The organism is Ideonella sp. BN130291, from assembly GCF_036231905.1.
Taxonomy (GTDB): Bacteria; Pseudomonadota; Gammaproteobacteria; order Burkholderiales; family Burkholderiaceae_C; genus CAMLIZ01.
On the sequence record NZ_JAZARE010000004.1, the window covers coordinates 1 to 19,714 of the forward strand.

The window sequence follows — 19,714 nt, forward strand, 5'->3', positions numbered from 1 at the left end:
GTGCGCGGGCGCTTCGCTGCGCTCGCTCGGACATGGCGTGCGGAGGCTGGTTCGTGGTCCAGTGATAGGTCAGGTCGATGTACCTGGCTGGCGCAAAGTGGCCTCGGGTCTGCAGCAATGTCAACGTGCTCCCCGAAAACCGGGCCCCGATTCGGTGTCAGCGAGCCTGATCGGATGTTGGTATTCGAAGGCTCTTCTCTTGGTTACTTCTCTTGAGCCAGCAAGAGAAGTGACCGCCGGCGGGGCGCGACCCGCGGGCTGCACGCGAGTGGCCAGAAACGCAGCCAGCGCCGCAGGCGCAACAAACCCCACCCCCGCTGGTTACACTTCCAAAGTGGAAACCAAGTGGTTAGAAGACTTCGTCAGCCTCGCCGAAACGCGCAGCTTCTCCCGCTCCGCGCAGCTGCGACACGTCACGCAACCCGCGTTCTCCCGCCGCATCCAGGCCCTGGAAGCCTGGGCCGGCCTGGACCTCGTGGACCGCTCGTCCTACCCCACGCGGCTGACACCGGCCGGTGAAACCTTCCACGCCCAGGCACTGGAGATCCTGGGCAGCCTGCAGGCCACACGCAACATGATGCGCGGCCACCAGGTGAGCGGGCACGACATGATCGAGTTCGCGGTGCCGCACACGCTCGCCTTCACGTTCTTCCCGCATTGGTTGATGGACCTGCGCAAGCGCTTCGGGGCGCTGAAGAGTCGCCTGATCGCGCTGAACGTGCACGACGCGGTGCTGCGCCTGACCGAAGGCAGCTGCGACCTGCTGATCGCCTACCACCATCCGTCGCAGCCCCTGCAGCTCTCCCCCGAGCGCTACGAGATGCTGAGCCTGGGCCACGAGACGCTCGCGCCCTATGCCAAGGCGGACGCCAACGGCGAGCCGATGTTCCACCTGCCGCCGCAGCCCGGCGAGCGTGTGCCCTTCCTGAGCTACGCCTCCGGCGCCTACCTCGGCCGCCTGGTGGAGCAGATCATCAAGCAGGCCAGCCCGCCGCTGCTGCTGGACCCGATCTATGAAACCGACATGGCCGAAGGCCTGAAGGCAATGGCGCTCGAGGGCCACGGCCTGGCCTTCCTGCCGTCGAGCTCGGTGCGCAAGGAGCTCAAGTCGCGCCGGCTGGTGTCGGCGTCGGATTCGGCCAGCAACGAGCTGACGATGGAAGTGCGCATCTACCGGGAGCGGCCCGAAATGGCGCGCCACACCAAGCCTGGCGCACAGGCGCTGTGGGATTTCCTCAAGGCGGGTTGATATAGGGAAAACCCGCAGGTCCCATGCATGAAACGCATGAGGCGGCGATCATTCAGCATTGGCTTCCGGCGTAACTGCGCCTTACAGTCCGCGCCCATGTCGTCCCACCCCGCCACCGTTGCCGGCACCAGCCGCATGGAACACGATTTCCTCGGCGAGAAGGAAATCCCGGCGGCGGCCTATTGGGGTGTGCACACCGCCCGCGCGGTGGAAAACTTCGCGATCAGCGGCCAGACGCTGGGCCACCTGCCTGACCTGGTGAGCGCGCTGGCGTATGTGAAGCTGGCCTGTGCCCAGGCCAACCTGCAGCTTGGCGTGCTGAGCCCCGAACACGCGGGCGCCATCACGCGCGCCTGCCACGACCTTCTGCGCGGCGAGCTGCACGAACACTTCGTGGTCGACGTCATCCAGGGTGGCGCTGGCACCTCCACCAACATGAATGCCAACGAGGTGATCGCCAACCGCGCGCTGGAACACCTCGGATTCGCGAAGGGCGCCTACGAGCACCTGCATCCGAACGACCATGTGAACGCCTCGCAGAGCACCAACGACGTCTATCCGACGGCGCTGCGCCTGGCGGCGTGGTTCGGCATCGGCCGGCTGCTGGACGCGATGGCCGAGCTGCGCGGGGCCTTCGAGGCCAAGGCCGAAGAATTCCGCCATGTGCTGAAGATCGGCCGCACCCAGCTGCAGGATGCCGTGCCCATGACCCTGGGCCAGGAGTTCTCCACCTATGCCGTGATGCTGGGCGAGGATGAACAGCGGCTGCGCGAGGCCCGGGCGCTGATCGAGGAGATCAACCTCGGCGCCACGGCGATCGGCACCGGCATCAATGCCCCGCACGGTTACGCGGCGCTGGTGGTGGGGCTGCTGGCCGAAGCCAGCGGCGTGCCGGTGAGCACCGCGCCCAACCTGGTGGAAGCCACCCAGGACACCGGCGCCTTCGTGCAGCTGTCGGGCGTGCTCAAGCGGGTGGCCTGCAAGCTGAGCAAGACCTGCAACGACCTGCGCCTGCTCTCCAGCGGCCCGCAGGCCGGCTTTGGCGACATCAAGCTGCCGCCGCGGCAGGCCGGCTCGTCCATCATGCCGGGCAAGGTCAACCCGGTGATCCCGGAAGTGGTGAACCAGGTGGCCTTCGAGGTGATCGGCAACGACGTCACCATCACCATGGCCAGCGAGGCGGGCCAGCTGCAGCTCAACGCCTTCGAGCCGATCATGGCCTGGTCGCTGTTCAAGAGCGTAAACCACCTCACCCAGGCATGCCGCACCTTGCAGGTGCACTGCGTGCAGGGAATCCAGGCCAACCGTGAACTGCTGGAGCGCCGGGTCGCCGAATCGGTGACGCTGGTCACGGCGCTGAACCCCATCATCGGCTATGAAAAAGCGGCATTGATCGCGAAAACTGCCCTCGCGACGGGAGGAACCATCGCGGATACTGCTCAGGCGCTGGGCATCATGACCCGGCAAGAGATGCAGGCGCTGCTGGTGCCGGAGCGGCTCACGCAGCCGGTCCGGCTGGCGGCTTCAGACTGAACGCGCCTGCGCATTCCGCTTCTGGACCTCCTTTCCCCCCACCGCCATGAAATCCGCATCCACCTTGCTGCTCCTGCCTGCGTTGCTTGCAGCGGGCGCGTCCTCGCACGCCGGCCCGGTGATCGACCGCATCAAACAAAGCGGCAAGATCGTCATTGCGCACCGTGAATCGTCCGTGCCGCTCTCGTACGTGGACGCCAACAAGAAGCCCGTGGGCTACGCGGTGGACCTGTGCCTGCGGCTGAGCGAGGCGGTGAAGAAAAAGCTCAACCTGCCCAAGCTGGAAGTGGCCTACCTGCAGGTGACCGGCGCCACCCGCATCCCCTCCATCGCCGAGGGCAAGGCGGACCTGGAGTGCGGGTCCACCACCAACAATGCCGAGCGGCGCCAGAAGGTGGCGTTCACCATCCCGCACTACATCACCGGCGCACGCTACCTGGTGCGAGCCGACAGCCCCATCACCGAGCTGCCCGGCTTCGACCACAAGAAGCTGGCCATCACCAAGGGCACCACGCCGCTGAAGGCCATCGACCAGGCCAACAAGGAGCGGCTGCTGGGCATCACCATCGTGGAGACGCCCGACCATGCCAAGGCGGTGGAGCTGGTGGAAAAGGGCGAAGTCGACGGCTTTGCGATGGACGACGTGCTGCTGTATGGCCTGAAGTCCGAGCGGCCGGACCCCAACAAGCTGAAGGTGGTGGGCAAGTTCCTCACCATCGAGCCGCTGGCCATCATGCTCAGCAAGGACGATCCGGAGTTCAAGCACATCATCGACGAGGAGATGAAGCGCCTGATCACCAGCCGGGAGGCCTATGCCATCTACGACAAGTGGTTCGTGCAGCCGATCCCGCCCAAGAATGTGTCGCTCAACATGCCGATGAACTACCTGCTGAGGGATTTCTGGAAGTACCCCTCGGACCAGGTCCCCAACTGAACGCCGGCGCCCGGCAGGTTCCTACGCGATATCCCGTAGGCCCGCATGCCTAGAATTTCGTTGTCGTAAAGCACCTCTGTTTTCAACCTGCAAGGAGTTCTGAATGAACAAGTCCCTGTTTGTCATGGCTGCGCTGCTCGCCGCCGGTCTTGCGCAAGCCCAGACCACGGACACGCTGAAGAAGATCAAGGACACCGGCGCCGTCACCATGGGCGTTCGCGAATCCTCCGGCGCGCTGTCCTACACCCTGGGCGACGGCAAGTACGTGGGCTACCACGTCGAGCTGTGCCAGCGCGTGGTGGCCGACATCGAGAAGGCGATCGGCAAGAAGGTCGAGATCAAGTACCAGCCGGTGACCTCGCAGAACCGCATCCCCCTGGTGCAGAACGGCACCGTGGACATCGAGTGCGGTTCCACCACCAACAACGCCACTCGCCAGAAGGACGTGGCGTTCGCGGACACCACCTACGTGGAGGAAGTGCGCATCGGCGTGAAGGCCAACTCCGGCATCAATGGCATCAGCCAGCTCAATGGCAAGACCATCGCCACCACCACCGGCACCACCTCGGTGCAGCATCTGCGCAAGCATGAGCGCGCCAACGGCGTGGACTTCAAGGAAGTGTTCGGCAAGGACCACGCCGACAGCTTCCTGCTGCTGGAATCCGGCCGCGCCGACGCTTTCGTGATGGACGGCCAGATTGTGGCCGGCCTGATCAGCAAGGCCAAGAACCCGGCGGACTTCAAGATCGTGGGCGAAGTGCTGTCGGTGGAGCCGATCGCCATCATGATCCGCAAGGACGATCCGGCCTTCAAGAAGCAGGTGGACAGCACCATCCAGGGCCTGATGAAGTCCGGCGAGATCGCCAAGATCTACGACAAGTGGTTCATGCAGCCCATCCCGCCGAGCAACACCAAGGTCGGCCTGCCGGCGTCCGACGCCACCAAGGCGGCCTGGGCCAACCCGAACGACAAGCCGATGGAAGACTACGCCAAGAAGTAAGTCAGAGCATGGTTGACCCTGAGGCTTAGCGGCCCAGGGCTTGCTTATGCTGCCGGAGCGCGGCGCTCGCGTCGCGCTCCTTCTTTTTGGCAGCGGCATACGAACAAAGAGGACGGAGGCGGCCTTGGGCAGCACATGGGACTGGCAGGTGTTCATGAAGGACACCGGCGGTGGTGAGACCTACCTCAACTGGATGATGTCGGCCTGGGGCTGGACGCTGAGCGTCGCGGCCCTGGCCTTGATCGTGTCGCTGGTGCTCGGCTCCCTGGTGGGCATCCTGCGCACCACGCCGAACAAGCTTTTCGTGGCCTTCGGCAATGCGTGGACGGAGCTGTTCCGCAACATACCGTTGCTGGTGCAGATCTTTCTCTGGTACCACGTGCTGCCGTCGATGTTCCGCTCGCTGCAGCAGGTGCCGAGCTTCCTGCTGGTGGTGTTTGCGCTGGGGTTCTTCACCTCCGCGCGCATTTCCGAGCAGGTGAGGGCGGGCATCCAGAGCCTGCCGCGCGGCCAGCGCTACGCCGGCCTGGCGATGGGCCTGACCCTGCCGCAGACCTACCGCTACGTGCTGCTGCCGATGGCGTTTCGCATCGTGATCCCGCCGCTGACCAGCGAGTCGATGAACATCATCAAGAACTCGTCGGTGGCCTTCGCGGTGAGCATTGCGGAGCTGACCATGTTCGCCATGCAGGCGCAGGAAGAAACCTCGCGCGGCGTGGAGATCTACCTGGCGGTGACGGCGCTGTATTTCATGTCTGCCTTCGCGATCAACCGCGTGGCCAAGTTCATCGAGACCAAGGTGCAGGTGCCTGGCATCCTGGGGGGCGGCAAATGATGCTCAACCTCGACTACAGCTTCCTGACCGGAAGCGTCGTTTCCGGCTTCATCGTCAAGGGGCTGGTGTTCTCGTTCCAGCTGACCTTCATTGCGATGATCGGCGGCATTGCGATCGGCACTCTGCTCGCGCTGATGCGCCTGTCGGGCAAGCCGTGGCTGGTGACCCCGGCGGCGGCCTATGTGAACACCATGCGGTCGATTCCGCTGGTGATGGTGATCCTGTGGTTCTTCCTGCTGATCCCGCTGCTGATCGGCCGGCCGCTGGGGGCGGAGGTGTCGGCCATCGTGACCTTCACCCTCTTCGAGGCGGCGTACTACTCGGAGATCATGCGGGCGGGCATCCAGAGCGTGTCGCGCGGGCAGGTGCATGCGGGTTATGCGGTGGGCATGACCTATGCGCAGACCATGAAGCTCATCATCCTGCCGCAGGCCTTCCGCAACATGCTGCCGGTGCTGCTCACGCAGACCATCATCCTGTTCCAGGACACCTCGCTGGTCTACGCCGTGGGCGCCTACGACCTGCTCAAGGGCTTTGAGGTCGCGGGCAAGAACTACAACCGGCCGGTGGAGATGTACCTGCTGGCCGCCGTCGTCTACTTCGTCATCTGCTTCAGCCTGAGCATGCTCGTGCGCCGCCTGCAGAAGAAGATCGCCATCATTCGGTGAATGTCAGCCCCGGCCGCGGGGTACCGCGGCCGCCCCCGAGGGGCGCTCGAACGGCTTGGGGCGGCCCGGCGCCGTCCGAGCCAGCGCAAATGAGGAGTTATTCGTGATCGACATCAAGAACGTTTCCAAGTGGTACGGCAGCTTCCAAGTGCTGACCGATTGCACGACGACGATCAAGAAGGGTGAGGTCGTGGTGGTGTGCGGGCCGTCCGGCTCGGGCAAGTCCACCCTCATCAAGACCGTGAACGCGCTGGAGCCCTTCCAGAAGGGCGACATCATCGTTGACGGCATCTCGATCAGCGACCCCAAGACCAACCTGCCCAAGCTGCGTTCGCGCGTGGGCATGGTGTTCCAGCATTTCGAGCTGTTCCCGCACCTGTCGGTCACCGAGAACCTGACGCTGGCGCAGATCAAGGTGCTCAACCGCAGCACCGACGAAGCCAAGGCGCGCGGCCTGAAGATGCTGGACCGCGTGGGCCTGATGGCGCACAAGGACAAGTTCCCCGGCCAGCTGTCGGGCGGCCAGCAGCAGCGCGTGGCCATCGCGCGCGCGCTCAGCATGGACCCGATCGTGATGCTGTTCGACGAGCCCACGTCCGCACTCGACCCCGAGATGGTGGGCGAGGTGCTGGACGTGATGGTGCAGCTGGCGCACGAAGGCATGACCATGATGTGCGTCACCCACGAGATGGGCTTTGCGCGCAAGGTCAGCCACCGCGTGATCTTCATGGACGCCGGCAAGATCGTCGAGGACTGCACCAAGGAGGACTTCTTCGGCAACCCCGACGCCCGCTCCCCGCGCGCCAAGGACTTCCTCTCCAAGATCCTGCAACATTGAGCTGGAGCGCAAGGGCGGCGGCCTTTGCGCCAGCGGTGAGAATGGCGGGATGAGCCTTCCCGCTTCCCTCACCCTCACCCGGCCGGACGACTGGCACCTCCACCTGCGTGATGGCGCGGCGCTGGCCGCGGTGTTGCCGCACAGCGCGCGCCAGTTCGCCCGCGCGATCGTCATGCCCAACCTGAAGCCGCCGGTCACCACCGCGGCGCAGGCGCTGGCCTATCGCGAGCGCATCCTCCAGGCGCTGCCCGCCGGGCTGGACTTCCAGCCGCTGATGACGCTGTACCTCACCGACCGGCTGGCGCCCGAGGAGATCGTGCGGGCGAAGGCGGCCGGCGTGGTGGCGGTCAAGCTCTACCCCGCCGGCGCCACCACCAACAGCGACGCCGGCGTGACCGACCTGCGCAAGACCTACGCCACGCTGGAGGCGATGCAGCGCGAAGGGCTGCTGCTGCTGGTGCACGGCGAGGTCACCGACCCCAGCGTGGACATCTTCGACCGCGAGGCGGTGTTCATCGACCGCCAGCTGATCCCGCTGCGGCGTGACTTCCCCGAGCTGAAGATCGTGTTCGAGCACCTCACCACGCGGGAGGGGGTGCAGTACGTGCAGGGCGGGGACAGCCGCACGGCGGCCACCATCACCGCGCACCACTTGCTCTACAACCGCAACGCCATCTTCACCGGCGGCCTGCGGCCGCACTACTACTGCCTGCCGGTGCTCAAGGGCGAAGAGCATCGCCAGGCCCTGCTGGGCGCGGTGGCCTCCGGCAGTCCGAAGTTCTTCTTGGGCACCGACAGTGCGCCGCATGCGGCCACGCTGAAGGAACACGCCAGCTGCGCCGCCGGCTGCTACACCGGGCTGCATGCGCTGGAGCTGTATGCCGAGGCCTTCGAAGCCGCGGGTGCGCTCGACAAGCTGGAAGGCTTTGCGAGCTTCCACGGCGCCGACTTCTACGGCCTGCCGCGCAACCGCGGCAGCGTCACGCTGTTGAAACAGCCCTGGACCGTGCCGGACACCGTGCCCTTCGGCGACACCCGCTTGAAGCCGCTGCGTGGCGGCGAAACGCTTGCCTGGCGTCTGTCGGCCACCGCCGCTGCGTCGGCCGGCTGAGCCGCTTCAACCCAACTCTCAAGAAAACCAACATGGCAGCCAACACCCCCGACACCGTCAGCATGGCGCTGTTCTGCGACTTCGAGAACGTGGCCATCGGCGTACGCGACGCCAACTACGAAAAGTTCGACATCAAGCGCGTGCTCGAGCGCCTGCTGCTCAAGGGCAGCATCGTGGTGAAGAAGGCGTATTGCGACTGGGACCGCTACAAGCAGTTCAAGGGCGCGATGCACGAGGCGAACTTCGAGCTGATCGAGATCCCGCATGTGCGCCAGTCGGGCAAGAACTCGGCCGACATCCGCCTGGTGGTGGACGCACTGGACCTGTGCTACACCAAGTCGCATGTGAACACCTTCGTCATCATCAGCGGCGACTCCGACTTCTCGCCGCTGGTGTCCAAGCTGCGCGAGAACGCCAAGCAGGTGATCGGCGTCGGCGTGAAGCAGTCCACCTCCGACCTGCTGATCGCCAACTGCGACGAGTTCATCTTCTACGACGACCTGGTGCGCGACCATGAACGTGTGCAGGCGCGGCGCAATCCACAGGAGGCGCAGGCGTCGAACCGGCGCTCCCCGGCCGACGAGCAGCGCCGCCGCGAAGAGGCGGAAGCGCGCATCCAGAAGGCGATCGAGCTCACCGTCACCACGCTGGACGCGCTGGTGTCCGAGCGCGGCGAAGGTGGCAAGGTGCGCGCCTCGGTGCTCAAGGACGCGATCAAGCGCCGCAAGCCGGATTTCAGCGAGAACCGCTACGGCTTCCGCAGCTTCGGCGGCCTGCTGGAAGAAGCCCAGGCGCGCGGTCAGCTGGAGATCGAGCGCGACGAGAAGTCCAACGTGTACATCCAGCGCAACAGCCGGCCGGCGTTGCGGCACGATGCGCCACCGCGCAACGAGCAGGCCGTGCCCACGCCGACGCCCGCACCGGTGCCCAGCACCGATACAGCGACCGACACCGCCGCGAGCGGGGAAGTGTCTGCGGCGCCCCGGCGTGGGCGCGGGCGTGGTGACGGATCGACCGCGCGCAAGACCGGCACCACCAAGCCGCGGCGCTCCTCGCGCAACGCGGCGGCCGGTGATGCGGAAAGAAGCCCGGACCGCAGCGATGAGCCGGCCCGCGAGCCGGCGCCCACCCCCGTGCCGCAGCCGCCCGCGCTGCCGGAGCCGGCAATGGCCAGCCCGGCCGGCGACGCGCCGGCCGCGCCAGCCGAAAAGACCACCCGCGCGCGCCGCCCCCGCAAACCGCGGGCGCCCAAAGACGCGGCCTGAAGCGTCGGCAGATGCGCCGGGGCCGGCGCTGGGTGCAAAGGCGGGGCTGACATGACGCCGCACAGCGCAGCCACGGGCAGCGGCTGCAGCCCGGGCTCGGAGCCGATCGACTGGGCGGCGCCGTGGCTGGCGCCTTACCGCCTGCTCGGCGCCCAGGTCGAGCACGGTGTGCGAGCCGGCCGCAGCGTGGCCGAGGCTTTGAACGAAACAGCGGTGCCCGGCGTGCCGCGCTTTGTGCCGCATTCGGCGCTGCCTGCGGCCGAGGCCTACGAGGCGTTCATCTTCCGCACGGGCCAGGTACCCACGCGCGACAACCTGCACGACTTCTTCAACGGGCTGGTGTGGCTGCACCAGCCGGCCCTCAAGGCACGGCTCAACGCGCTGCAGGCCGAGGAGATCGGCCGCCGCGGTATCGCCGCCTCACGCGGGCCGTTGCGCGACGCGCTCACCGTGTTCGACGAAAACGGCGCGCTGCTGGAAGCCCCGGCCGACCTCGTGGCCGCCTTGCGTGCGCGCGACTGGCACGGTGCATTCGTGCGCCAGCGCGCGGCCTGGCGCGAGACGCGCCTGGTCCTGGTGGGCCATGCGCTGCTGGAAAAGCTGCTGCACCCGCGCAAGCCCATCACCGCGCATGCGCTGCTCGCAGGCAGCGAACTCGCGGCCTGCGCCTATGAACGCAAGAGCTTCCTGCCCTTGCCGGTGCTTGGCGTGCCGGGCTGGTGGCCGGCCAACGAGGACGCCGCCTTCTACGACGACGCCTCGGTGTTCCGCCCTGCGCCTCAGCTTTCGGCCGGCAGGAAGCCTTCGATCGAGAGATAACGCTCGCCGGTGTCGTAGTTGAAACCGAGCACCCGGGCGCCGGCCGGCAGCTCCTTGAGCTTTTGCGCAATGGCAGCCAGCGAGGCGCCGCTGGAAATGCCGACCAGCACGCCTTCTTCGCGGGCGCAGCGGCGCGCCATCTCGCGTGCATCCTCGGCCTCGACCTGGATCACGCCGTCCAGCAGCTCGGTCTTCAGGTTGTTCGGAATGAAGCCGGCGCCTATGCCCTGGATCGGGTGAGGTGCTGGCTTGCCACCGCTGATGACCGGCGACGCGCTAGGCTCCACCGCAAACACCTTGAGCTGCGGCCACTTCGCTTGAGCACCTGGGCGCAGCCGGTGATGTGGCCGCCGGTGCCGACGCCGGTGACCAGCACATCCAGGCCCTCGGGAAAGTCGGCCAGGATCTCCTGCGCGGTGGTGCGCACATGCACCTCGATGTTGGCCGCGTTGTCGAACTGCTGCGGCATCCAGGCGCCCGGCGTGGCGGCCACGATCTCGCCCGCCTTCTCGATCGCGCCCTTCATGCCTTTTTCCCGCGGCGTCAGCACGAACTTGGCACCGTAGGCCAGCATCAGGCGCCGCCGTTCGATCGACATGCTTTCCGGCATCACCAGCACCAGCGGATAGCCTTTCACCGCCGCCACCATCGCCAGCCCGATGCCGGTGTTGCCCGAGGTGGGCTCCACGATGGTGCCGCCGGGCTTGAGCAGGCCATCGCGCTCGGCCGCTTCCACCATCGACAGGGCGATGCGGTCCTTGATCGAGCCGCCGGGGTTGGCGCGCTCGGACTTCACCCACACCTCGGCCTGCGGGCCGAACAGCCGGTTGATGCGGATGTGCGGCGTGTTGCCGATGGTGGCGAGGACGTTGGCGGCTTTCATGAGCAGTCTCCTGGGTCGTTGGCTCGGGCAGAGGATAATCCGCCGGTGAAGCAAGCCAGACCGCCGCTGGGGCGATCACCGAAAGGTGGCCCTGGAGGAAGGTCCGGACTGCACAGGGCAGCGTAGCAGGTAACACCTGTCCGCCGTGAGGCGAGGATCAGAGCAACAGAGACGAGTCGGGGTTTTCGAAAGAAGGCCCCGGGTGAAACGGGCAATCTCTACGCGCAGCAATACCAAATAGGCACACATTGATCCGGCCCGGTGAGTGTGCGGGTAGGTAGCACCGAGCCGTGTGAGCGATCCACGGCCCAGAGGAATGGCGGTCACGCCGCGGGCAACCGCGGTGCACAGAATCCGGCCTATCGGCTTGCTTCACTCTTATTCGCGCTTGTTCGCCCGGTACGCGTCGCGCCCAGGGCGGGCGAGCGCCACCAGCATCGCCACGCCGGTGTACAGGCCCACCAGCTGGGTCATCTCGATCAGCGTCGGCTCGTCGAAGTGCCCGCGGAGCTCGGCATACAGCGAGTCGTCGACTGCCAGCCGCCGCACCAGTGCATCGGCCAGCCGCATCGCCGCAAGCTGCTCGGCGCTCCACAGGCCGGACGAGGGCACCTCGCTGCGCGTGTCCTCGATCTGCTCGGCCGACAACCCCATGCGCGCCGAAATGGTGTCCACATGCAGGTGCCATTCATAGTCATTGCCGGCCGCCACGCAGGTGCGCAGGATCAGCAGCTCGCGCAGCGGCTTGGGCAGCACGCGGCGGTCCAGCAGGCCGGTGGGGCCCAGCAGCCCGCTGTCCACCAGATGCAGGAACAGGCCTTCGTTGCGCGCCACCGCTCGAAAGATCGCCGGTGGCACGGTGTCCGGCGGCACGAGGCGGGCGAAGCGCTGCTGCAAGGCGGCGGAATAGGGCGCGGTGACGGGTTCGATGCGGGGCATGGTCTCTCCTGGATCGCTACAAAAACAGTAGCGAAGCACATGCTACATTAATCGTAGCGATGAGCACAACCGTCCCAGAAGGCAAGCAGGCGATCAACGAGGCGCTGGAGCTGTTCCACCGGCGCTGGATGCTGCGTGTCATCTGGGAGCTGCGCGGCGGCGGCCTCACCTTCCGCGCGCTGCAGGCAGCCTGTGGCGACCTGTCGCCCACGGTGCTCAACCAGCGCCTGGCCGAGCTGCGCGAGAGCGGCCTGCTGGAGCCGGAAGGGCCGGGCTACCAGCTCACGGCCATGGGGCTGGAGCTGATCGATGCCTTTGCCCCGCTGTCCAAGTGGGCCGTCAAATGGCGCCGCCACCGAGCCGGATGAGTGCACCTACACTCGTCGGCTCCCGATGAATCCCGACGCCCACACCCTCTGGCGCTACCCCCGCTGGACGCTGGCCTTCCTGCTCGCCTGCCTGGGCATGCTGGGGCCCTTCTCGATCGACACCTACCTGCCGGCGTTCACCGGCATTGCGCGTTCGCTGGACGCCACGCCGGTGCAGATGCAGCAGACGCTGTCGGCCTACCTGTTCGGCTTTGCGGTGATGAACCTGTTCCACGGCGCGCTGTCCGACACCTTCGGCCGGCGCCCGCTGGTGCTGTGGGGCATGGCGATCTTCACCGTGGCCTCGGTGGGCTCCGCGCTGTCGCAGTCCATCGGCCTGCTGGTGCTGATGCGCGCGCTGCAGGGCATGTCGGCCGGGGCCGGCATCGTGGTGTCGCGCGCCATCATCCGCGACATGTTCCCGCCGGCCGATGCGCAGCGGGTGATGTCGCAGGTGACCATCTACTTCGGCATCGCGCCGGCGATCGCGCCCATGGTGGGCGGCTTTCTCTACGTGCATGTGGGCTGGCACGCGATCTTCTGGTTCCTGGCGCTCGTGGGCGCGGCGCTGTGGTTCGCCAACTGGCGGGTGCTGCCCGAAACGTTGCATGCCGATGCCAAGCAGCCGATCAACTTCAAGCACCTGATGGCCGGCTACTGGGAGCTGGGCGCCAGCCCGCGCTTCCTGGCGCTGGCGCTGGCCAGCGGCATCCCGTTCAACGGCATGTTTCTCTACGTGCTGTCGGCGCCGGTGTTCCTGGGCGAACACCTGCACCTGGCGCCACAGCATTTCTTCGTCTTCTTCTGCCTCACCATCAGCGGCATCATGGGCGGCGCCTGGCTGAGCGGCCGCCTGGCCGGCAAGATCAAGCCCAAGCACCAGATCCGCCACGGCTTCGTGATCATGCTGGCGGTGTCGCTGGTGAACCTGGCGCTCAACCTGCTGTTCCCGGCGGAGGCCTGGTGGGCCGTGCTACCGATCGGCATCTTCGCCTTCGGCTGGGCGCTGATGGTGCCGGTGGTCACCCTGATGGTGCTGGACCTGGTGCCCGAGCGGCGCGGCATGGCGTCCTCCCTGCAGGCCTTCGTCGGCAGCATGGCCAACGGCCTGGTTGCCGGCGTGATCGCGCCGCTGGTGATGCACTCCACGGTGGCGCTGGCCACGGCCTCGCTGCTGATGATGAGCATCGGCGTGGTGGCCTGGATCTGGGTGAAGCCGCGCGTCACCCAGTGAAGCGGCATTCAAGTATCCGGGCCGGCGGGCCGATAGCCCGTTCACGATGAGACATCTCCTGGCGCCGCTGATCGCGGCGAGCATCACCCTGCCGTCTGCGTTCGCCGCAGAACATGCCGCTGTGCCGGCGTTGCGTGCCGCGTCTGCAGCGGCGTCGCCGGCGGCATCGGCCGCGTCCGCCCCTGCCGGCAACGACACGCTGGAAGCGTTGCACCAGCGCCTGTCCGACCGGCTGGGCTCGGTGCGGCAGCCTACGTCCGACGGATCGCTGCTGCTGCGTGTGCCCAGCAGGGCGATCGCCACGGCGGCGCCGGTGCGGCGCACGGCATCGAAGAAGACCGAGCCGGTGGAGCACATCGAGCCCGGCGCGGTGCACTGGTCCTATGCCGGGGAGACCGGGCCGCAGGCCTGGGCGCGCCTGAAGCCGGAGTTCGCCACCTGCGCCAGCGGCCACCGCCAGAGCCCGATCGACATCCGCGACGGCTTTGCTGTGCAGCTGGAGCCAGTGGAGTTTGCCTACCAGGCGAGCAACTTCCGCGTCATCGACAACGGCCACACGGTGCAGGTGAACCTGGCGCCCGGCAACACCATCAGCGTGCTGGGCCGGCGCTATGAGCTGGTGCAGTTTCATTTTCACCGCCCGTCGGAAGAGCGCATCAACGGCCGCGCTTTCGACATGGTGGTGCACCTGGTGCACAAGGATGCGGAGGGCCGGCTGGCGGTGGTGGCGGTGCTGCTGGAGCGCGGCAGCCAGCAGCCGGTGGTGCAGGCGGTGTGGAACAACCTGCCGCTGGAAAAAGGCGAGGAGCAGGCCGCCCGTGTCACGCTGGACCCCGGGCGCCTGCTGCCGGAGGACCGGCGCTACTACACCTACATGGGCTCGCTCACCACGCCGCCGTGCAGTGAAGGCGTGCTGTGGATGGTGATGAAACAGCCGGTGCAGCTGGGCGGCGACCAGATCGACCTTTTCGCGCGCCTGTACCCGATGAACGCCCGCCCGGTGCAGCCCGCCGGCGGCCGCCTGATCAAGGAATCGAACTAGGAAACTGAGGCGGCGCTGCCGCAAGCGGATACAGCGTGCGGGCCGGCCGGCGCTATGCTTGCGCCCACCGCCTGCCATGGACTTGCCGCAGCATCATTCCGCAGCGCCCACCTTCCGCCGTCGCTTCCGTGACGCGCTGGTGCGCGTGCGTGCCGCGGTCAACCCGGTGGAAGCGCAGGCGCACGACACCGTGCACCTGCCGCCCGCTGCAACGCCCGCACCGGCGGTGCGCCCGGAGCGGGCGGACGGCGAGCTGCAGCTGCGTTTGCAGGAGCTGCAGCTGGCACTGCAGGCGGCCGAAGAGGCCAGCCAGGCCAAATCGCGCTTCCTCGCCAAGCTGAGCCACGAGATCCGCACGCCGATGAGCGGCGTGCTCGGCATGAGCCAGCTGCTGGCCAACACCACGCTGGACAGCACCCAGCGCAACTACCTCGAGCTGATGCAGCGCTCGGCCACCGGGCTGCTGGGCCTGCTGAGCGAGCTGTTGGACTTCTCCCACATCGAAGCCGGGCGCCTGGACCTGGAGCCGCAAGCCGTTCAATTGCGCGAGCTGCTCGACGACGCCGCCGCGGCCGTGGCGCACCAGGCGCTGGACAAGCGCCTGCTTTTCGAATGCCAGCTGGCGCCTGGGCTGCCCTCGGTGGTGCGTGCCGACCCGGCCCGCCTGCGCCAGATCTGCCTGCATCTGCTGCACAACGCGATCAAGTTCACCAGCGTCGGCCAGGTGGTGTTGGCCGCGCGTTCGGATACGGAAGGCCTGGTCATCGAAGTCAGCGACACCGGCCAGGGCATCGCACCGGAGCTGCAGAGCCGTGTCTTCACGCCCTTTGTGCAGGGGGATGAAAGCATCGCCCGGCGCGAGGGCGGCATCGGCCTGGGGCTGACCGTGGTGGACACCCTGGTGCGTGCGATGGCCGGGCGCATCACCCTGTGCAGCGAGCCGGGGCGCGGCACCAGTTTCCGGGTGCACCTGCCGCTGCCGGTGCTGGAGCTGGGGGCGCCGCCGCTGGCGGCAGACCCGAGCCGGCGCGTGGCGGTGGTGAGCGATGCGCCCAGCAGCCAGATGGCGCTGCGCGACCGCCTGGCGTACCTGCACCACGAGGTGGTGGCCGTGCTCAGCTGGCGCGACCTGGCGTTCGAGCCGGAGGCGCTGGTGGCCTTGAAGCCGGACGCGGTGCTCTACGACGAGCCGATGGAAGGCTGGCCCGCCGGCCTGGCACCGGTGGATGGCGAGCTCCCCGCGCCCTGGGTGGTGCTGCTGCTGCAGCGGTGGCCCGACAGTGCCGGGGCCCTCGCCGCGCCGGCCGCCCGGCTGCATCGGCCGCTGTCCGATGCGAGCCTGGCACGTGCGCTGGAACCGGCGGGTGCCAACACCACTGCCGCGCCGGCCACCCGGCCGGCGGGCTCGCGCGGCCGGGTGCTGCTGGTGGAGGACAACGAGATCAACCAGATGGTCTCGCGTGCCTTCGTGGAGCACCTGGGCTTCGAGGTCGACGTGGCGGAGGCCGCACCTGCCGCCCTGAAGGCGCTGCAGGCGCGCGACTATGCGCTGGTGCTGATGGACTGCCAGCTGCCGGAGGTGGACGGCTACGAGCTCACCCGCCGCATGCGCGCCGGGGAAGCGGGTGCGCGCGCCCAGCGCATGCCGGTGGTGGCGCTGACCGCCCACGCCACGCCGGCCGACCGCGAGCGCTGCCTGGCGGCCGGCATGAACGACTACCTCACCAAGCCGGTGGACACCGCGCGCCTGGCCGCCACGCTGGACCGCTGGACCGCCCTGCCGGCCACCGGGCGAGCCGACGTGCGCGCATGAAAAACGGCTCCCGCGGGAGCCGTTCGACCAGGATGGAGGTGCGCTGCCTCAGGCCGGCTCGGCCACCAGCGCCTTGCGCATCTTTTTCATGGCGGCCACCTCGATCTGGCGGATGCGTTCGGCACTGACGCCGTATTCAGCCGCCAGCTCATGCAGCGTCATGCCGCCGGAGCCGTCGTCGTTCACCTTCAGCCAGCGCTCTTCCACGATGCGGCGGCTGCGGTCGTCCAGCACCTCCAGCGCCTGCTGCACGCCGTCGCCGGCCAGGTGGTCGCGCCGGCGCGCCTCCAGCACCTGGGTGGGCTCGGAGGTGTCGTCGGCCAGGTAGGCGATGGGCGCGTAGCTCTCTTCCGAGTCGTCGTTCTGCGGCTCCAGGGCCACGTCGCCGCCGGACAGCCGGGTTTCCATCTCCAGCACTTCTTCGGGCTTGACCTTCAGCTGCGCCGCCATCTGCGCCACTTCGGCCGGCGTGAGGGTGCTGCGGTGGGTGTCCGCATCGGCCGCTTCGCTCTTCATGCCCTGCTTCATCGAGCGCAGGTTGAAGAACAGCTTGCGCTGCGCCTTCGTGGTGGCCACCTTCACCATGCGCCAGTTCTTCAGGATGTATTCATGGATCTCGGCCTTGATCCAGTGCAGCGCGTAGCTCACCAGGCGCACGCCCTGGGTGGGGTCGAAGCGTTTCACCGCCTTCATCAGGCCCACGTTGCCTTCCTGGATCAGGTCGCCCTGCGGCAGCCCGTAGCCCAGGTACTGGCGTGAAACGGAGACCACCAGGCGCAGGTGCGACAGCACCAGGCGGCCGGCCGCCTCGAGGTCGCCGCTCGTGCGCCAGCGCGTGGCCAGCTCGACCTCTTCGTCGTGGGTGACCAGGGGGATGCGGTTCACCGCGGAAATGTAGGCGTCCAGGTTGCCCAGGGACGGCACCATCGACCACGGGTCGCGGATGGCAACGGCGGTGGAGGATCGGGACAGGTTCATGAAGTCTCTGACCTTTGGATTCCGCTTCGGTTCCCGATATTAGCACTCGCCAATTGAGAGTGCTGATGACGGATTGCGCCACATCAACACGGCACAAATTAGAGAGTGAGTGCTAACGCAATGAAAAACGGCAGCCCGCGGGCTGCCGTCTTGTGAGCCGGGCGGCCTCAGAAGGTTTCCCAGTCACCGTCGTCATCCGGTTTGGCAGGCACACGTGCCGGGGCGGCGGCGGCCAGCGGAGCCGCGGCGACCGCCAGGGGCGGGCGGGACTCTTCCTTGGCGCGTTCGATGACGGCTTGCGCTGCCGCCTGGTGGGCCGCCACTGGCGCCGGCCGGCTGGGGGGTGCGGGCTTGGCCGCCGGGGCAGGCGTGCTGGCCGCGCGGCTGGCGGGTGCGGGTACGGGTGCCGTGCGGCTGCCCGCGTCGCCCAGGCGGAAGGTCGCCACGATGCCGGACAGCTTGTGGGCCTGGTCCTTCAGGCTTTCCGCCGCGGCGGCGGACTCTTCCACCAGCGCCGCGTTCTGCTGCGTCATCTTGTCCAGGGTGTTCACGGCCGTGCTCACCTGGCTGATGCCGCCGGACTGCTCGGCCGATGCGGCGGTGATCTCGCCGATGATGTCGGTCACACGCTGCACGCTGGCCACGATCTCGTTCATCGTGCTGCCGGCGTCCTGCACCAGGCGGGCACCGGTCTCCACCTTGTCCACGCTGGTGCCGATCAGGGCCTTGATCTCCTTGGCGGCCTCGGCACTGCGCTGTGCCAGCGAGCGCACTTCGCCGGCCACCACGGCAAAACCGCGGCCCTGCTCGCCGGCGCGGGCGGCTTCCACTGCGGCGTTCAGCGCCAGGATGTTGGTCTGGAAGGCGATGCCGTCGATCACGCCGATGATGTCGGCGATCTTCTTGGAGCTGGAGTTGATCTCGTCCATGGTCGACACCACCTGGGCCACCACCGCGCCGCCGCGCGAGGCGACGTTGGACGCCGACGAGGCGAGCTGGTTGGCCTGCGAGGCCGCGTCCGCGCTCTGGCGCACGTTGTCGGTCAGCTGCACCATCGACGAGGCGGTCTGCTGCAGGCTGGAGGCGGCCTCTTCGGTGCGCTGGCTCAGGTCCTGGTTGCCGGAGGCGACCTCCGTGCTGGCCGTCTGGATGCTTTCGGCCGATTCGCGCACCTGGCCCACCAGCGTGCGCAGCGCGTCCTGCATGGCCTGCAGCGCATGCATCAGCCGGGCCGGCTCGTCCTGGCCTTCCACCGCCCAGCTCACGCTCAGGTCGCCCTTGGCAATGCGGCTGGCCACCTCGATCGCTTCATCCAGCGGCTTGCACACCGAGCGCAGGGTCAGCCACATCAGCGGCACGAACAGCGCCAGCGTGCCGGCCACCAGCAGCAGGCGCAAGGTGGACGCCAGGGTGGCGCTGTTGGCGAGTTCGGTGCGCAGCGAGGCCAGGCTGGCCTGTTGCGCCTTCACCAGGGCGTCGCTGTTGGCTTGCAGCTGCTTGACCGTGCCCTCGGCCTTGCCGGCGTAGGCCAGTGCCACCGCGGCGTCGATCTTGGCGCCCTGCAGCTGATCGGCGATCGGCGCGATGACCGCGGCGTACTCGTCCAGCAGCTTGGACTGGCTGGCCACCAGGGTGGCGATCTCGGCGTGGCCTTCGTTGGCCTTGACGAGGTGCTCGCCGACGGTCTTGACGTTGGCCAGCTCCTTCTTCCAGGCCTTGACGTACTCCTCCACCCCCGTCGGGTTGGCGGTGGACACGGCCATCATCGTGGCTTCGTAGCGGCGCAGGTTGGACAGCGCTTCGCGCAGGTTGCCCACTTCGGCGCTCGCTGCATTGGCCTGCTCGAACAGGCGCGAGGTGGTGTCGTTGCCCGTCTTGCTGGACAGGAAGCCCCAGCCTCCCAGGCCCACCAGCGACAGGGTGACCACGGCCATCACCAGCAGGAAGCGCGAGCGTACCGAAATCGATCGAAGTGAAAACATGGGCGTTCTCTCGTGGCTAAGCAGACCGGACTCGCGCCGCCGCAGCGGGCGTGGGTGCGGGGTATGGGTCGGTATCGGCCGCAGCGCGCCGAACTGAAGACCCGCCGCCCGATTGTTCGGCGCTGGGCTGCGCCGCGGGAGTGCAAAAAAGCTGGGAAACACCGGCCAGTTCGTCGCCCGGCCGGGGCCGTGGGCCGTGGGCGGTGGAGCCGAGCGCCGAGCG

The 19,714-nt window shown here is 67.6% G+C and carries 17 protein-coding genes, 1 other RNA gene and 1 pseudogene; 15 read left to right on the forward strand and 4 right to left on the reverse strand.

Annotated elements, in window-relative coordinates; all coding sequences use genetic code 11:
• Positions 1-334: 334 nt before the first annotated feature.
• The 10 genes from VPH43_RS09220 (at position 335) to VPH43_RS09265 (ending at position 10,252) form a co-directional block, all read left to right on the forward strand.
• Positions 335-1,249 carry a LysR substrate-binding domain-containing protein gene (locus VPH43_RS09220; protein ID WP_328577398.1) on the forward strand — a complete coding sequence of 305 codons (915 nt, stop codon included), beginning with the start codon at positions 335-337 and terminating at the stop codon, positions 1,247-1,249.
• Between the two features lie 96 nt (positions 1,250-1,345).
• Positions 1,346-2,782, forward strand: coding sequence for an aspartate ammonia-lyase (locus VPH43_RS09225; RefSeq protein ID WP_328577399.1), 1,437 nt, complete (start codon positions 1,346-1,348; stop codon positions 2,780-2,782).
• Positions 2,783-2,828: 46 nt separating this feature from the next.
• On the forward strand, positions 2,829-3,716 hold the full coding sequence (locus VPH43_RS09230) for an amino acid ABC transporter substrate-binding protein (RefSeq protein WP_328577400.1): 888 nt from the start codon (positions 2,829-2,831) through the stop codon (positions 3,714-3,716).
• A 103-nt stretch (positions 3,717-3,819) separates the two neighbouring features.
• Positions 3,820-4,716, forward strand: a complete 897-nt coding sequence (locus tag VPH43_RS09235) for an amino acid ABC transporter substrate-binding protein (RefSeq protein ID WP_328577401.1) — start codon at positions 3,820-3,822, stop codon at positions 4,714-4,716.
• A 154-nt stretch (positions 4,717-4,870) separates the two neighbouring features.
• Entirely contained in the window at positions 4,871-5,551 is a 681-nt protein-coding gene (locus VPH43_RS09240) for an amino acid ABC transporter permease (RefSeq protein ID WP_328577842.1), read from the forward strand.
• Positions 5,548-6,219 carry an amino acid ABC transporter permease gene (locus VPH43_RS09245; RefSeq protein ID WP_328577402.1) on the forward strand — a complete coding sequence of 224 codons (672 nt, stop codon included), beginning with the start codon at positions 5,548-5,550 and terminating at the stop codon, positions 6,217-6,219. Before VPH43_RS09240 ends, VPH43_RS09245 begins: the two co-directional genes overlap by 4 nt.
• A gap of 103 nt (positions 6,220-6,322) precedes the next feature.
• The gene (locus tag VPH43_RS09250; RefSeq protein WP_328577403.1) at positions 6,323-7,057 is read left to right on the forward strand and encodes an amino acid ABC transporter ATP-binding protein; all 735 of its coding nucleotides are present in this window, start codon (positions 6,323-6,325) and stop codon (positions 7,055-7,057) included.
• 49 nt (positions 7,058-7,106) lie between these two features.
• Complete coding sequence (pyrC, locus tag VPH43_RS09255; protein WP_328577404.1) at positions 7,107-8,168, forward strand: dihydroorotase; 1,062 nt, start codon at positions 7,107-7,109, stop codon at positions 8,166-8,168.
• Positions 8,169-8,200: 32 nt separating this feature from the next.
• Positions 8,201-9,433 (forward strand): NYN domain-containing protein, encoded by a 1,233-nt coding sequence (locus VPH43_RS09260; RefSeq protein ID WP_328577405.1) that lies wholly within the window; start codon positions 8,201-8,203, stop codon positions 9,431-9,433.
• Between the two features lie 51 nt (positions 9,434-9,484).
• Positions 9,485-10,252: a DUF3025 domain-containing protein gene (locus tag VPH43_RS09265; protein ID WP_328577406.1), complete on the forward strand. Its 768-nt coding sequence runs from the start codon at positions 9,485-9,487 to the stop codon at positions 10,250-10,252.
• Here the strand turns inward: VPH43_RS09265 and cysK are convergent.
• Positions 10,213-11,135, reverse strand: a pseudogene (gene cysK / locus VPH43_RS09270) (cysteine synthase A). The gene VPH43_RS09265 and the pseudogene cysK sit on opposite strands and share 40 nt — an antisense overlap.
• A 47-nt stretch (positions 11,136-11,182) precedes the next feature.
• On the opposite strand from cysK, the gene rnpB reads away from it, so the two are divergent.
• Positions 11,183-11,513, forward strand: an RNA gene (rnpB, locus tag VPH43_RS09275) — RNase P RNA component class A.
• On the opposite strand, the gene VPH43_RS09280 is transcribed toward rnpB, so the two are convergent.
• Positions 11,514-12,074 (reverse strand): carboxymuconolactone decarboxylase family protein, encoded by a 561-nt coding sequence (locus VPH43_RS09280; RefSeq protein ID WP_328577407.1) that lies wholly within the window; start codon positions 12,072-12,074, stop codon positions 11,514-11,516.
• A 59-nt stretch (positions 12,075-12,133) separates the two neighbouring features.
• On the opposite strand from VPH43_RS09280, the gene VPH43_RS09285 reads away from it, so the two are divergent.
• The 4 genes from VPH43_RS09285 to VPH43_RS09300 all read left to right on the forward strand — a co-directional run bounded on the left by VPH43_RS09285 (position 12,134) and on the right by VPH43_RS09300 (position 16,531).
• Positions 12,134-12,442, forward strand: coding sequence for a winged helix-turn-helix transcriptional regulator (locus VPH43_RS09285; protein WP_328577408.1), 309 nt, complete (start codon positions 12,134-12,136; stop codon positions 12,440-12,442).
• Positions 12,443-12,467: 25 nt separating this feature from the next.
• On the forward strand, positions 12,468-13,676 hold the full coding sequence (locus VPH43_RS09290; RefSeq protein ID WP_328577409.1) for a multidrug effflux MFS transporter: 1,209 nt from the start codon (positions 12,468-12,470) through the stop codon (positions 13,674-13,676).
• A gap of 46 nt (positions 13,677-13,722) precedes the next feature.
• Positions 13,723-14,718: a carbonic anhydrase gene (locus VPH43_RS09295; protein ID WP_328577410.1), complete on the forward strand. Its 996-nt coding sequence runs from the start codon at positions 13,723-13,725 to the stop codon at positions 14,716-14,718.
• A 76-nt stretch (positions 14,719-14,794) separates the two neighbouring features.
• A complete protein-coding gene (locus VPH43_RS09300; RefSeq protein ID WP_328577411.1) occupies positions 14,795-16,531 on the forward strand; it encodes a response regulator in 1,737 nt (578 codons plus the stop codon).
• Positions 16,532-16,579: 48 nt separating this feature from the next.
• Here VPH43_RS09300 and rpoH read toward each other — a convergent pair whose 3' ends face one another.
• Both rpoH and VPH43_RS09310 read right to left on the reverse strand, forming a co-directional pair.
• Positions 16,580-17,509, reverse strand: a complete 930-nt coding sequence (gene rpoH / locus VPH43_RS09305; RefSeq protein WP_328577412.1) for an RNA polymerase sigma factor RpoH — start codon at positions 17,507-17,509, stop codon at positions 16,580-16,582.
• A gap of 167 nt (positions 17,510-17,676) precedes the next feature.
• A complete protein-coding gene (locus tag VPH43_RS09310) occupies positions 17,677-19,491 on the reverse strand; it encodes a methyl-accepting chemotaxis protein (RefSeq protein WP_328577413.1) in 1,815 nt (604 codons plus the stop codon).
• Positions 19,492-19,714: the final 223 nt, after the last annotated feature.